We start from the raw sequence: 14,058 nt of genomic DNA, 5'->3' as shown, positions 1-14,058 counted from the left end.
GAGATCGCCTAGCCCTTTGGGCTGCGCTGTCGCGCAGATAACTGAGTTCGTAAGCGGTCCGCATACCCTGTGGGAGCGGCTTTAGCCGCGAGAATCTAACGGGGTGCACGGCACCGGCTACGCCGGTGTTCGCGGCTAAAGCTGCTCCCACAGTGTCCCTGCTAATTCAATGAGTTATGTGCAGTTCTGTGGGAGCGGGCATGCCCGCGAAGAGGCCAGCGCGGTCTATAAGGGTGAAATGTGCGCCCCAGCGCATCCAGCCGGGTAGCAATAGGCGGCAACCGCCGGCTGCTGGACGCCAGTGTCTGCACACCCTGCGCCGTCCCTTGGGCAATCCCCTGCACAGACTGCAAGCGCCCGACAATCTCCTGGCTCACCGCTTACCGCCTGCAACTTAGCGGGCCGGCAGCTCCGACGCGGCTGCCGGCGCGATCAAGGGCTAATCCCTATGAAGCATTATTGAACGTATATTTTTGTTCAAGCATGAATTTAGGTGCCGTCCATTTTGGGCCTTTCACATACCCACCACCCTCTTCCTTAATAAGACCCTCATCTATCATCTTTTTAATCAGATTCAGGAGGCCATTGCAATCGCCGAGATGAATCCAATTGCTTTGAGTGTAGAGCCTATCTATCTGCGGGTGGGAAACGCCAGTGCCTCTTGTGATAAATAGAATTACGTCAGTAGGAGTTTCGTTTTGAATTACATCGCGAATGGTATTCATCAATATTCCCGCTCAAGCTGTTTCAGGTCTGCTTCCAGCGCTTCTGTCGTGTACAGTAATTCGGCCTCTGAGCCAAGCTGGTAGTCTTCTAAAGTAGCTGCATGCGTGTTGTTCCATGCCTCGCCACGATCAGTTGGCAAAATTTTATCAGCAATGCCAAGGGCACGGAAGCGCTCAAGCTCCCTTATTTCGTGCGTGAAAAATCGCTTGTCGATGTCGGATGCTTGTATTTCACCCTGTAGGATTTTTTCGAGCCTATTGATCATGATCTTATTTGCATCAGAGGATGTGAAGCGACTTATGTGTAGCTTAACCAGTTCGACACCGGTCGCCGTGATCCTAGCCTCTCGCCAATCCAGTTTCTCGATAGGTCCACCCGCTTTGTCTGGGTTATAAGGGCGCCCGCTGTAAGTCCCTATGGTTGTCGCACCGGGATAGGGAGAATTGAAAACTACGTACAGTGGTGGTAGGCCGGATTCTGGCGGGAAGCAATAGATGCAGTCTTTATAGTTGGGTAGCTCATGGGCAGGGAGTGGTGTCGCTTCGGTCCATGCTGCACTGTCGAGATTGACACCCTCATACGGATTAGGTTGTACTGGATTGCTAGGCGTAGTAGTTACGGCTCCATCTGAGGTGTGAATAGGGAAGCTGAGTCTAATCGGAAATTTACTTGACGGAATTGATGTGTAACTTCTGCCTGATTGATCGGTTACCAATGGGCGTACAGGTATTTCACTTTTGCCCACTGTGGTGTTTGCATCTTTCAAAAGCGTATAGGTGTCAAGGTAAGCATGGATTCGGAACGGAGACTCAAGTGTCCCATGCCTAAGAGCGACTTGATGAATGTCGTCAGGCAAGTCCGGTATTAATAGTCCAGCAGGCATGCTGAGCGCGGAATCATGGTGTAAGTCAGAGTTCCCTAACTCTGAGGGGTAAAAGAGTGCACCAATTCCTACTCTGAAAGTCTTTGCTGCTACGATACCGCTCAATTGTTTTAGTTTTCGTATATTGTTGCTTAGTGTGATCTCAAAGCCGCTAGGGCTGCCCGATTTTGCAGGTATCGCGACTTGGGTTGTACTTAACTGTATTGCGGTGCCCAAGTTTAAGATGATTGTTTCAGTGCTGGGTTTTAGTGAGAGGTTGTCTTTTAACGCCTGTTGTGAGTTCGCATCGGCTTCTTTATATTCGCTTCGAATTTTTTGAAGGCAGCGCTTCAGGATTGTTTCAATCTGGGCGGCGGTTGTGCTGATCATTAAAATGTAGAGTTGGTGTTCGGCAATGTAGAAGTTTGCAGGTTCTAGGGTGGACTGGTATGCGATTTCCTCGAAGTATTGAATCGGATAGTCGCCAGAAGAATAAATGTGGATCCCTATGTGTAAATCGGTGTAGCGGCCTGCTTTTCTTGATATTTTTTCGTACAGGGTCAGGAGGTGTTGTTTTTTTTGTAAAGTTCATGTAGCTTTTCAGGATGAGCCCGTTCGATGACTGAGTAATGTTTGGCTAAGTGCTCCTCTAAGCCAGGCGTTCCTAGAGGTGTAGTGGCCTCAATGTCATGCATCACCTGTTGTGCAATGGAGGTAGCATTTTCTATAAGCTCTTTGTCCGGTGTTTTAATTATGCTCGGTGGCGTTATAGGCAGTGTGAATGGGCTGTCCCATGAAAGGATGTCCTCAAAATTATATGTAAAAGGCGCGGCTGAGTATATTTCTTGCAGTTCCTGGCTTGTTAGTATTCTGCGTGAGGTCACGTCTATTTCCCTTGAAGAAGCCTTGAGGTATTAGACGTTGGGGCTTTCGCAAGAAGTGCGGCAGATGGAATAGATTCACTGCTATCGAGTGGCACGCGCGATACTTGAAATAGAAAGCGTAGATGCCGGTGGCTGGTGGGCGTAAGAAGAGGGATTGAGCTGTTGGATCAAGGGAGTAGACATCCAGTTTTTGTTACAGGCATTCGTTGGCTGAAGTATCCCTGAGGGTTCTGGAAAAGGTGACGGAGACAGCGGATGGAGTGTGCAGCTACCGGTGGTAGGCGTAGGCTGCTGGAACCAGGATATTCACATCCGGCGCCATCCCTTGGGCAATCCTCTGCACGGACTGCAAGTGCCAGAGAATCTCCCGGTTTAACGCCGACTGCACGCCCTAGGCCTAGTTGATGTGCAGGGCGGCAGTAAGATATCGAGGCTGATAGGTGCATGCCTCAAGAGGGTGTCAGGGCTAACAAATGCATGCCTCAGGAGGGTGTGAGGGCTAACAGGTGCATGCCACAACATCTTCAGCGCTTATGAGATCGAGCGCCGCCCGCGCGGCGCTTCGCGGCACAAGGCCGCTCCCACATCTGTTTCGGGCCAGTTATTCCTGTGCCCTTCGCGCGTGCGGCCTGGGTGTCTGGCTGGAGATTGGATAGGGATCAAATGTGTCCCCTTCGATATCGAATGGAACAAACAAGGCGGACAGAGGTGACCTTACAGGAATGACTGGCCCGAAACAGACAGTGGGAGCGGGCTTGCCCCGCGAAGCGCCGCGCGGGCGGCGCTCGGTCTCACAGCCGCTGAAAATCTCCCGACAAACACCCCGCCACAAACACCTGACCCCCTACCTCCCACCCCGCCGCACATGCTTCACCAACACCTTCTCCAACAACTCCCACATCGCAGGATCCGTACTGAACGCCACATTGAACCGCATCCACCCGGTCGCCTTGGCATCGACCATGAACAACTGCCCAGGCCCGAGCATGATGCCTTTCTCCAGCGCATCATCCAGCAACGCCGCGCTGTCCGGGATCGCCGGGTGGCGGGTCCAGATGTACATGCCTTCGTCCGATTCGATGAACAGTTCGAAGCCTAATCGATGCAGATGCCGGCCAACTTCCTGATGCGCCTCGGCCAGCCGCTGGCGCAGGCGCTTGAGGTGCTTGCGCCAGCGGCCGTCGATGATCGCGGCATACACCACGCGTTCCATCACTTGCGAGGTGGTCAGGCCCGAGCGCATCTTCAGGTGCAGCAGCTTCTGCATCAGCTCGGGGTTGGCCAGCATGTAGCCGACCCGCACGTTCGGTGAAATGCTCTTCGAGTAGCTGCCCACGTACACCACCTGCTGCAGGTGATCGAGGCTGGCCAGGCAGGGTTGCGGCTCGGCGACCATGTCGGCGTACAGGTTGTTCTCCACCAGGCGGAAGCCGTGCTGGCTGGCCAGTTGCAGCAAGCGGTGCAGCTGCGGCAGCGGGGTGCGCGAACAGGTCGGGCTATGCAGGTGCGGCTGGGTGAAAAACGCAGTTGGCCGGTGATGAGTCAGCAGCTGCTCCAGCTGGTTCAAGTCATAGCCGGCCGGGGTACGCGGCACGCCGACCAAGGTCGCGCCCTGGGTGCGCAGAATACTCATCAGGTTCGGGTAACCCGGGTCGTCCACCAGCACCACATCACCCGGGCGCACCAGAGTACGTGCCGCCAGGTCCAGGGCCTGGCTGGCGCCATGGGTCAGCATCAGTTGCGCCGGGTTGGCGACGATCGACAGTTCCTGTTGCAGGTTCTGCGCGGTCAGCGCACGCAGCTCCAGCAAACCCATGGGGTCGCCGTAGCCCGACAGCTCCAGCGGGCTGCCAGCCACCTGGCGCAGGCCGCGGCGCAGGCCTTCTTCGTACATCCAGTCGTTGGGCAGCCAGCCGCAGCCCGGCTTGAACGGCAATTGGCGGATTTCGAAAATCTGCTGCAGGTACCACTCGGAGTTGAACGTTGGCCGGGTGGTGTCGGCCTCGGCGTTGTGCTGCTCCAGCAGTTCGCCCGCCGCCCGGTTGACGAAGAACCCCGCATTGCCCCGGCTTACCAGCAGGCCCTGGGCGACCAGGCGGTCGTAGGCCTCGACCACGGTGAAGGTGCTCACCGAATAGCTCGCGGCAAAGGCACGGATCGACGGGACCTTGGCGCCTGGCTTGAGGGTCTGGTTGTCGATCGCCTCGCGTAGCCCGTCGATGATCTGGTTGACCAACGGGGTCGAGGAGTCTGGATGTAATTCGAACATTAGGGGCCTTCAGGGTGCGTATCGCCAGGCATTTGCGGGGTGTATTGCATGGGCGACCTGTACAGTGCAGTGCGAGATTCATGCCACTGTGCATGGCTCTCTGCGTCGGACATTTTTACATTAGGTGTCAGATATCGCCACATAAAGCATGTTCAGTTCGTTCGAAGGGCAAACCTTCGGGCGCGTCAGCAGGCCGCCATGGAGGGCCTGCGTGTGTTTGTTCACACCATCCTGCCCGCATTAGCACTGATGTACAGGTGAAACCGCCAGCCATCGGGGTTTCACAGTTTTCCTTGGATAAAAAGAAGCACGGGGTACACAACTGATGGACGCAACATCCACAACCACCACCGCGAAAAGCGGGCACGAGAGCAAGCTCAGTGCCTCGCTGAAGTCGCGCCACCTGACGATGATGTCGATCGCCGGGGTTATTGGCGGCGCCTTGTTCGTCGGTTCCGGCAGCGTGATCCACAGCGCCGGCCCAGCCGCTGTCCTGGCCTACCTGGCAGGCGGCATCCTGGTGGTGCTGATCATGCGCATGCTGGGTGAAATGGCGACTTCCTCGCCAGACACCGGCTCGTTCTCCACCTATGCCGACCGCGCCATTGGCCGTTGGGCCGGTTTCACCATCGGCTGGCTGTACTGGTGGTACTGGGTCATCCTCATGGCTTGGGAAGCTTATGTGGCGGGCAAGATCCTGCATGGTTTCTTCCCCGATGTGAGCGTCAACGTGTTCGTGCTGGCCACGACCCTGTTGCTGATCACCGTCAACTTCTTCAACGTCAAGCACTACGGTGAGTTCGAATTCTGGTTCGCCTTGATCAAGGTGATCGCGATCGTCTGCTTCCTGATCGTGTGTACCGCTGCGGTGATGAACGTGTGGCAGTTCGGTGAAGTGCGTGGCATCAGCCACCTCACCGCCGAAGGCTTCATGCCCAATGGCATCACCACCGTGATCGGGGCCTTGCTTGGGGTGATGTTCGCCTTCCTCGGCGCCGAGATCGTCACCATCGCTGCTTCCGAAGCCAAGGACCCGGCCGCGCAGATCGTCAAGGCGACCAACTCGGTGGTATGGCGTGTGTGCCTGTTCTACGTCGGCTCGATCTTCCTGATCGTCTGCCTGGTACCGTGGAACGACCCGCACCTGGGCGTTTCCGGCTATGGCGCCTACCGCCGCACCCTGGAACTGCTGGGCGTGCCGTATGCCGAGCTGCTGATGAACTTCGTGGTGCTGACCTCGGTGAGCAGCTGCCTGATCTCGGGCCACTACACCGCTTCGCGCATGCTGTTCTCCCTGGCCCAGCGTGGCGACGCGCCGTCGTTCTTCAAGATCACCCGTGCCGGCACCGGTGTACCGGTTTACGCGATCATGGGCTCGTGCGCCGTGGCCGTGGTGTGTGCGCTGATCAACTTCAGCGAAACCCTGCGCCCGAAAGACGTGCTGGATACCCTGATGAACACCACCGGCATGATCGCCTTGCTGGTGTACCTGGTGATTGCCTTCTCGCAGCTGCGCATGCGCCGCAAGCTGATCGCCGAAGGCAAGGAAGTGCGCCTGAAGATGTGGCTGTTCCCGTGGCTGACCTACCTGGTAATCGCGTTCATCGTGGCGGCCCTGGTGACCATGGCCTTCATGCCTGACTACCAGATCCTTGTCATCTCCACCGGTATCGCTGCGGCAATCGTGGTGGCGATGGGTGTGGTGCACCAGATCCGCTCTGGCAGCAAGCAGCACTAAGCGTTACTCGCGTCTGGAAACGGCCGGCTCCCTTGGGGAGCCGGCCGTTTCGCGTTGTTGGGCCTGGGATTTTTCGGCGGGCATGTGGAAGCGTTGGTTCATCCACGGTGAGCCGAGCAGGGCGGCGGCGGCGATCAGGGCCAGGATGGCGAGGGCGATGTAGGTTTTCATGGGGGTGCGCATACATGGACTGACTTCAAGCATAGGTGGTCAGTTCCGGCCCAATCGCCGGCAAGCCAGCTCCCACAGGAGACCAGGTGGCCCAGCCATTGTGGTGATCCTGTGGGTGGCTTGCCGGCGATAGGGCCCGCGCAGCCGACAGATGGCATATGCTGAACACACTGCCCGCCAAAAGGAGCCCCACATGGCCTGGTCCGCCACCCAGTATTCCCTGTTCGAAGATGAACGCACCCGCGCCGTGCGCGACCTGCTCGCCGCCATCCCGCCACGCCCGGTGCGCCACGCCACCGATCTGGGCTGCGGCCCCGGCAACTCCACCGAAGTGCTGCTGCAACGCTACCCCGACGCCCAGGTGACGGCGCTGGACAGCGACCCCGACATGATTGCCAAGGCCCGCGAGCGCAAGCGGCTGTGCATCCCCCGGGTGCGCACGGTCATTGCTGACATCAGCGGTTGGTCCGCCCCAGAACCGCAGGACCTGATCCTGGCCAATGCCTCGCTGCAATGGGTGCCCGACCACGCCACGCTTTACCCGCACCTGGTGCGCCAGCTGAGCGAGGGCGCCAGCCTGGCCGTGCAGACGCCGGACAACCTCGACGAACCCGCTCACCGCCAGTTACGCGAAATCGCCGGCCAAGGCCCCTGGGCGGCGAAGTTCGCCGATTTCCAGCTGCCGCCGCGACACGGCGCGGCGTTCTACTACGACCTGCTCAGCCCACTGTGTGCACGGGTGGATGTGTGGCGCACCACCTACCACCACCCCTTGGCCGGTGGCGCCGAGGCGGTGGTGGAATGGTTCAAGGGTTCGGCGTTGCGGCCATACCTGGCCAGGCTCGACGAGCAGGAGCAGGCCGGCTTCCTGCAGATGTACCTGCAGGCCATGCAGCGTGACTACCCACCGGCCACCGATGGCAGGGTGCTGTTGCCGTTCCCGCGGTTGTTCGTGATCGCTACCCGCTAGGGTGGCGCCAGCGCCAGGCCACGTAGCTGTAGATGCCGAGGTTGAACAGCAGCACGAAGCTACCCAGCAGTAGCTGGATATGTGGGGTTAGGCCGGCGGGGTAGATCAGCGGCCAGATGTAGTGCTCGACGAAGCCGCCGTGGTAGCCGGCGCCACCGGCGGCGCTGCGCATGCGGTTTTCCCAGGTGGTGAGCGGGCAGTCCAGGTGCAGGCACTCCACCGCCAGGCCCCAGGCCAGGGCAGGCAGGTGCAGCAGCAGGGCAGGGCGCCAGCGCAACACCAGCAGGCCGCCGAACAGCACCAGCACGATGAAGGCCAGATGCAGCAGGACCAGGGTGTCGGCGGCAAGGCGGTAGAGCATGGGTTGAGTGCCGGGAGGGGAGGTTATCCCAGCATAGTTGGGTTGCCTGTACTGGCCTCTTCGCGGGTAAACCCGCTCCTACAATGGAATGCATAACCCTTGTAGGAGCGGGTTCACCCGCGAATAGGCCAGTGCAGGCTTACAACCCTTCCTCAACCATCTGCAAAAAGGTCGCCACCACCCGCCGCGTACGCTGCTCGCTCAAACACACCAAGGTCTCGGTCAAGTGCCGCTGGCAATCGACAATCGGCAACGCACACACCCGCGCATCGGCGCCAAACTCCGCCGCCGACACCACCCCCACGCCAATCCCCACCACCACTGCCTCACGCGCCGCCTCGCGGCCTTCCACCTGGATTGCCGGGCGAATCCGCAGCCCGGCTCGTTGCATTTCTTCTTCCAGGGTCTGCCGCGTCACCGAACCGGGTTCGCGCAGCACCAGCGGCATGTCGTCCAGGTCGGCCAGGTTGATCGAGCCACGGCTGGCCCACGGGTGCTGGTGGGAAACGAACGCCACCATCGGGTCGCGGCGCAGCGGCAGGCAATGCAGGCGTTCATCGTCAACGTCCCGGCCCAACAGGGCCAGGTCAGCCTGGTAGCTGAAGAGCCGGGCCAGCGATTCATCGGTGTTGCCAGTCTCGATCTTTACCTGAATGCCCGGGTAGCGCTGGCAGAAACGGGCAATCTGCGGCAGCACATGCACCGGCGCATCCACCGCCAGCACCAGGCTGCCAGTGTGCAGGGCTCGCGAATCCTGCAGCAGGTCATGGGCCTCGGCCTCGCAAGCGAACAGGCGCTGGCTGATGCCCAGCAGGCGCTCGCCCAGGTCGGTGAGCTGCACCGAGCGCTTGTTGCGGTGGAACAGCAGTACGCCGAAGCGCTCCTCCAGTTTGCGCACCTGGTCCGACACCGCAGGCTGGGTCAGAAACAGCTTTTCTGCCGCGCGGGTAAAGCTGCCGTGCACGGCCACGGCATGGAACGCCTTGAGTTGTGCGTGGGAAACCGACATGACGACCTCAGTAACAAGCTGGGCTTATGTTAGTAATACGATAAATCGATTTTATTTATTTTTCCGCAACTGTTTCCATGCATGTCAGCCCGACGCTGGCACCACGAATGCCGCCAGGGCCATGGCGCCCACACGGAGCCATCTGACCCGATGACAGCCTCGTCATCGCTGTGCGTAACACAAGAACAAGACAGGCGTTTCTTCACATTCTGCCGGCACACTCAAGCAAGAGGTCAGACTTACATGAATCAATCCCTAGCCGCGTTCAAACGTTGGCGCATGCAGATTTTCGCCATCACCTGGCTGGCTTACGCCGCCTTCTACTTCACCCGCAAAGCCTTCTCGGTGGCCAAGCTGGGCATCGCCGAAGACCCAAGCTTCATGCTCGACAAGGCCGCCATGGCCAACCTCGACGCCATCTACCTGGCTGCCTACGCCGTGGGCCAGTTCACCTGGGGCATGCTTGCCGACCGCTTTGGCCCGCGCGTGGTGGTGCTTGGCGGTTTGTTGATTTCTGCAGTGGCGGCGGTGGTGATGGGCAGTTACGCCACCTTCCCGATCTTCGCTACCTGCATGCTGGTGCAGGGCCTGGCGCAATCCACCGGCTGGGCCGGCTTGTGCAAGAACATCGGCAGCTTCTTCCCGGCCTCGCAGCGCGGGCGGGTGTTGGGCCTGTGGAGTTCCTGCTATGCCTTTGGCGGCCTGGTGGCTTCGCCGTTCGCTGGCTGGTGGGCCTACACCCTGGTCGGCACCTGGCATGCGGCGTTCTTCTCCAGTGCCGCAGTGGTGGCGCTGGTGGCCGTGCTGTTCTTCTTCCTGCAGCGCAACAAGCCTGAGGATGTTGGCCTGCCGGCAGTGGAGCCCGAACCGCAGAGCATGGCCCCGGCCGGCGACCTGTGCAGCGTGTGGGCACCGCTGAAGGAGATTCTGCGCAACCGCACGGTGTTGACCCTGGGCCTGGCGTACTTCCTGCTCAAGCCGGCGCGCTACGCCATCCTGCTGTGGGGGCCGGTGATCGTCTTCGAGCAGATGCCCTCGGTGGGCAAGGTTGGCGCAGCGATCATCCCCACCGCCTTCGAACTGGCCGGGCTGCTGGGGCCAATCATGATTGGCCTGGCCTCCGACAAGCTGTTCGGTGCCCGGCGCATGCCGGCCTGCGTGATCAGCCTGGTGCTGCTGACCGTGACCCTGGCGGCCTTCATGGCGGCCATGCACACCGGCAACGTGATGCTGGTAGTGGCCCTGCTGTTCGTCATGGGCCTGACCCTGTACGGGCCGGACTCGATGATCAGTGGCGCTGCGGCCATCGACTTCGGCACCGCCAAGGCCGGCGCCACAGCAGCAGGCTTCGTCAACGGCTGTGGCTCGGTGGGCGCGGTACTGGGCGGTTTGCTGCCGGGCTACTTCGACGGCGTCACGGTGTTCATCGTGTTCGCCGGCTGCGCACTGTTCTCGGCGCTGGTACTGCTGCCGCACTGGAACAGCCGCCCGGCCAGCAGCGCGCAAAGCACCGACGTGGCACCGAACACCAGCATGGCAATCAAGCCACTGCGTACCTAAAGGAAAGCAAGCGAATGAGACCCTTCTGGCTGCAACAGGCCCTGGCTTCGGCACAGGAGGCGGTGTGCCCGCCGCTGCAAGGCGATGCCCGCTGCGATGTGTGCATCGTTGGCGGCGGCTATACCGGCCTGTGGACGGCACTGATGCTCAAGGAGGCGGTCCCGGCCCTGGATGTGGTGCTGATCGAGGCCGACATCTGTGGCGCCGGTGCCAGTGGCCGCAATGGTGGCTGCGCGTTGTCCTGGTCGGCCAAGTATTTCACCCTCGAGCGCTTGTTCGGGGTGGCCGAGGCGGTACGCCTGGTGCGTGAGTCGGAGCGCAGCATCGGTGAAATCGGCGCGTTTTGCGCGGCCAATGGCATCGACTGCGATTATCGCCTGGACGGCACGCTGTACACCGCTACCAACGCGGCACAGGTCGGTGCCACCGACGCGGTGATCGCCGCGCTGGAGCACAGGGGCATCAATTCGTTCCGCCGCCTGCCGCTGGAACAGGTGCAGCGCCTGGCAGGTTCGGCGCTGCACCTGGAGGGCTGGTTCTCGCCGGCCGCCGCCACGGTGCAGCCGGGCAAGCTGGTGCGCGGGCTGCGCCGGGTGGCCTTGCAGCGCGGCGTGCGCATCTTTGAGGGCACTGCCATGACCGGCCTTGAGCACGGCGCCCCGGTGCAGGTGCGCACGGCCAACGGTAGCGTGCGCGCCGACCGCGTGGTGTTGGGCCTCAATGCCTGGATGGCGCGGGCCTTCCCGCAGTTCGAGCGCAGCGTGGCGATTGTCTCCAGCGATATGGTGATTACCGAGCCGTGCCCCGAGCTGCTGCGCCAGATTGGCCTGGACAGCGGCATCAGCGTGCTCGACTCGCGGATCTTCGTGCACTACTACCACAACACGTCCGATGGCCGGCTGATGTTCGGCAAGGGCGGTAATACTTTTGCTTATGGCGGGCGCATGCTGCCCGTGTTCGACCAGCCATCACCGTACCGGCCATTGCTGCGCGAAAGCCTGGGCGGGTTCTTCCCGGCGCTGGCCGAGGTGCCGCTGGCCGCCAGCTGGAACGGGCCGTCGGACCGCTCGGTGACCGGTTTGCCGTTCTTTGGCAAGCTGGACGGGCAGGGCAACGTGTTCTACGGCTTTGGCTACTCCGGTAGCGGCGTGGGGCCGTGCCACATGGGCGGGCAGATTCTTTCGTCGCTGGCACTGGGGCTGGACAACCCTTGGACCCGTTCGCCGCTGGTCAAAGGGCCGCTGGGGCTGTTCCCGCCCGAGCCAATCCGCTATCTGGGCTCGCTGATGGTGCGCAATGCCATCCGCCGCAAGGAGCGCGCCGAGGACCACGGCTTGCGCCCGCGGCGGCTGGATGTGCGGTTGGCGCGGTTTGCTGCTGCGGCAGGCAAAGCCGATAAAGGCTGACGAGATTTCTTGTCGATCCCATGCCCGAGGGCGTATAAACTGCACCCACTTTTGGCCGGTCGCTTCCTGAACCGGCCGCTGAAACAAGAGAGTCGACATGGGCGCACAGTGGAAAGCCAAACATAGAGAAACCGCGGCCAATGCCAAAGGCAAGGTCATGGGCAAGCTGGCCAAGGAAATTCAGATTGCTGCCAAATCTGGCGCCGACCCGGACATGAACCCGCGCCTGCGCCTGGCCATCGTCCAGGCCAAGAAAGCGTCGATGACCCGCGAGACCCTGGAGCGTGCGATCAAGAAAGGCGCTGGCCTGGACGGCGAGGCCGTGCAGTACCATGCCGTCAGCTATGAAGGCTTCGCCCCGCACCAGGTGCCACTGATCGTCGAGTGCCTCACCGACAACGTCAACCGTACCGTTGCGCAAATCCGCGTGCTGTTCCGCAAGGGCCAGCTGGGCGCCAGCGGCTCGGTGACCTGGGACTTCAACCACGTCGGCCTGATCGAAGCCAGCCCGGAAGGCGACGCAGACCCGGAAATGGCCGCGATCGAAGCTGGTGCTCAGGACTTCGAAGAAGGTGAAGAAGAGGGCTCGACCCTGTTTATCACCGACACTACCGACCTGGACGCCGTGCAGAAGGCACTGCCGGAGCAGGGCTTCACCGTGACCTCGGCGAAGATCGGTTACACCCCGAAGAACCCGGTGAGCGCAGCTAGCCTGAGTGCTGAAGCGCTGGCTGAGGTGGAAGCGTTCCTCGAGGCGATCGACGAGAACGATGATGTGCAGAACGTGTATGTTGGTCTGACTGACTGATCTGTGTAATTGGGGCCGCTTTGCGGCCCTTCGCGGCGCAAGGCCGCTCCTACAAGGACCGCGCAAGCCATGGGCAGATGCGGTCCCTGTAGGAGCGGCCTTGCGTCGCGAAACGAGGGCGAAGCCCTCGCAGCGGTCCGGAGCCGAACCCAATGAACCCCACCTTCGCCTCCCTCAGCCTCGCCCACCTGCGCACCCTCGACCACCTGCTGCAGCTGAAAAACCTCAGCCACGCCGCCGAGCGCCTGGGCGTCAGCCAGTCAGCGCTGAGCCGCCAGCTGGCACACCTGCGCGAGGCCTTTGACGACCCGTTGCTGGTGCGCCAGGGCCGTGGCTACGTGCTCAGCGAACACGCCGAAGCCCTGGTCGAACCGTTGCGCCAAGTCCTGGAAGAACTGCACGCCCTGCGCCAGCCCGCCGTGTTCGACCCGGCGCGCTGCGAGCGGCGCTTCTGCCTGGCAGCCTCGGATTACGTGGCCGAGCACATGCTGCCGCTGCTGGTCGCGGCACTGGAGCGTGAAGCACCGGGCGTATCGCTGGAATACCGCACCTGGCAGGCCGGCCAGTACGCCTTGTTGGCCAGCGGCGAGATCGACTTGGCCACTACCTTGTTCGACGAGTCGCCGCCCAACCTGCACGGTCGCCTGCTGGGTGAGGACCGCGCGGTGTGCCTGATGCGCCACGACCACCCGCTTGCGGCCCACGCCGCGTTGAGCCAGGCCGACTACCTGGCGCACAAGCATGTGCGTATCTCCGGCGGTGGCGACAAGGACAGCTTCATCGACCGCCACCTGCGCGCCCAGGGCCTGCAGCGGCGGGTCAGCCTGGAAGTGCCGTTCTTCTCCGCCACCGTTCAGGTAATTGCCAACAGCCAGGCCGTGGCCACGGTGCCCGAGCACATAGCCCGGCAGCTGTGCCGCCTGCATGAGCTGGCCTGGCGGCCGTTGGGTTTCATCGACCACAGCCAGCGCTACTGGGTGGTGTGGCACCAGCGCCTGCAGGCCTCGGCCGAGCACCGCTGGTTGCGCAACCGGGTATTCGAGTTGTGGCGCCAGTCGCAGTTTGGCGTGCAGGGTGGGCATGCGGGTTTGCCATAGCAGCTATGCGCGAAGTGGGGTTATTCGGTTTGGTATAGGTGCCTAGACTGAGGGCATTGTGTTGTCTGTACTGGCCTCTTCGCGGGTGAACCCGCTCCTACAAAGGATTGCACCGCTCTCAGGTGCGGCGGTATCCCTTGTAGGAGCGGGTTCACCCGCGAAGAGGCCGGCCCAGGCAATGAATAACCCCCAGGAGA

At 61.2% G+C, this 14,058-nt stretch carries 13 protein-coding genes; 6 read left to right on the top strand and 7 right to left on the bottom strand.

What is annotated here, in order from left to right:
* Positions 1 to 446: 446 nt before the first annotated feature.
* The 4 genes from ACIP1G_RS03985 to ACIP1G_RS03970 all read right to left on the bottom strand — a co-directional run bounded on the left by ACIP1G_RS03985 (position 447) and on the right by ACIP1G_RS03970 (position 4,741).
* On the bottom strand, positions 447 to 725 hold the full coding sequence (locus ACIP1G_RS03985; protein WP_400733988.1) for a hypothetical protein: 279 nt from the start codon (positions 723 to 725) through the stop codon (positions 447 to 449).
* On the bottom strand, positions 725 to 1,978 hold the full coding sequence (locus ACIP1G_RS03980; protein ID WP_400733985.1) for an S-type pyocin domain-containing protein: 1,254 nt from the start codon (positions 1,976 to 1,978) through the stop codon (positions 725 to 727). The genes ACIP1G_RS03985 and ACIP1G_RS03980 overlap by 1 nt, the downstream gene beginning before the upstream one ends.
* Before the next feature lie 170 nt (positions 1,979 to 2,148).
* Entirely contained in the window at positions 2,149 to 2,472 is a 324-nt protein-coding gene (locus ACIP1G_RS03975; RefSeq protein ID WP_400733983.1) for a hypothetical protein, read from the bottom strand.
* Positions 2,473 to 3,316: 844 nt separating this feature from the next.
* The gene (locus ACIP1G_RS03970; RefSeq protein WP_400733980.1) at positions 3,317 to 4,741 is read right to left on the bottom strand and encodes a PLP-dependent aminotransferase family protein; all 1,425 of its coding nucleotides are present in this window, start codon (positions 4,739 to 4,741) and stop codon (positions 3,317 to 3,319) included.
* A 325-nt stretch (positions 4,742 to 5,066) separates the two neighbouring features.
* On the opposite strand from ACIP1G_RS03970, the gene ACIP1G_RS03965 reads away from it, so the two are divergent.
* Positions 5,067 to 6,479, top strand: coding sequence for an amino acid permease (locus ACIP1G_RS03965; RefSeq protein ID WP_012271690.1), 1,413 nt, complete (start codon positions 5,067 to 5,069; stop codon positions 6,477 to 6,479).
* Between the two features lie 3 nt (positions 6,480 to 6,482).
* On the opposite strand, the gene ACIP1G_RS03960 is transcribed toward ACIP1G_RS03965, so the two are convergent.
* On the bottom strand, positions 6,483 to 6,662 hold the full coding sequence (locus ACIP1G_RS03960) for a hypothetical protein (protein WP_400734510.1): 180 nt from the start codon (positions 6,660 to 6,662) through the stop codon (positions 6,483 to 6,485).
* A 181-nt stretch (positions 6,663 to 6,843) separates the two neighbouring features.
* On the opposite strand from ACIP1G_RS03960, the gene tam reads away from it, so the two are divergent.
* Positions 6,844 to 7,620 carry a trans-aconitate 2-methyltransferase gene (tam, locus tag ACIP1G_RS03955; RefSeq protein ID WP_400733977.1) on the top strand — a complete coding sequence of 259 codons (777 nt, stop codon included), beginning with the start codon at positions 6,844 to 6,846 and terminating at the stop codon, positions 7,618 to 7,620.
* Here tam and ACIP1G_RS03950 read toward each other — a convergent pair.
* Both ACIP1G_RS03950 and ACIP1G_RS03945 read right to left on the bottom strand, forming a co-directional pair.
* Positions 7,610 to 7,981: a DUF2784 domain-containing protein gene (locus tag ACIP1G_RS03950; protein ID WP_400733974.1), complete on the bottom strand. Its 372-nt coding sequence runs from the start codon at positions 7,979 to 7,981 to the stop codon at positions 7,610 to 7,612. The genes tam and ACIP1G_RS03950 overlap by 11 nt on opposite strands.
* A gap of 139 nt (positions 7,982 to 8,120) precedes the next feature.
* Positions 8,121 to 8,990 carry a LysR substrate-binding domain-containing protein gene (locus ACIP1G_RS03945; RefSeq protein WP_346646511.1) on the bottom strand — a complete coding sequence of 290 codons (870 nt, stop codon included), beginning with the start codon at positions 8,988 to 8,990 and terminating at the stop codon, positions 8,121 to 8,123.
* 243 nt (positions 8,991 to 9,233) lie between these two features.
* Between ACIP1G_RS03945 and ACIP1G_RS03940 the strand changes: the two genes are divergently transcribed.
* The 4 genes from ACIP1G_RS03940 (at position 9,234) to ACIP1G_RS03925 (ending at position 13,861) form a co-directional block, all read left to right on the top strand.
* The gene (locus ACIP1G_RS03940; RefSeq protein WP_400733970.1) at positions 9,234 to 10,550 is read left to right on the top strand and encodes an MFS transporter; all 1,317 of its coding nucleotides are present in this window, start codon (positions 9,234 to 9,236) and stop codon (positions 10,548 to 10,550) included.
* Positions 10,551 to 10,564: 14 nt separating this feature from the next.
* Positions 10,565 to 11,956, top strand: a complete 1,392-nt coding sequence (locus tag ACIP1G_RS03935; protein WP_400733966.1) for an FAD-dependent oxidoreductase — start codon at positions 10,565 to 10,567, stop codon at positions 11,954 to 11,956.
* A 97-nt stretch (positions 11,957 to 12,053) separates the two neighbouring features.
* The gene (locus ACIP1G_RS03930) at positions 12,054 to 12,764 is read left to right on the top strand and encodes a YebC/PmpR family DNA-binding transcriptional regulator (protein ID WP_400733963.1); all 711 of its coding nucleotides are present in this window, start codon (positions 12,054 to 12,056) and stop codon (positions 12,762 to 12,764) included.
* A 152-nt stretch (positions 12,765 to 12,916) separates the two neighbouring features.
* Positions 12,917 to 13,861 carry a LysR family transcriptional regulator gene (locus ACIP1G_RS03925; protein WP_400733961.1) on the top strand — a complete coding sequence of 315 codons (945 nt, stop codon included), beginning with the start codon at positions 12,917 to 12,919 and terminating at the stop codon, positions 13,859 to 13,861.
* Positions 13,862 to 14,058 lie beyond the last annotated feature (197 nt).

The organism is Pseudomonas sp. NPDC089392, from assembly GCF_044749595.1.
Lineage (GTDB): Bacteria > Pseudomonadota > Gammaproteobacteria > Pseudomonadales > Pseudomonadaceae > Aquipseudomonas.
This window is presented reverse-complemented; position numbering and strand designations above follow the sequence as displayed.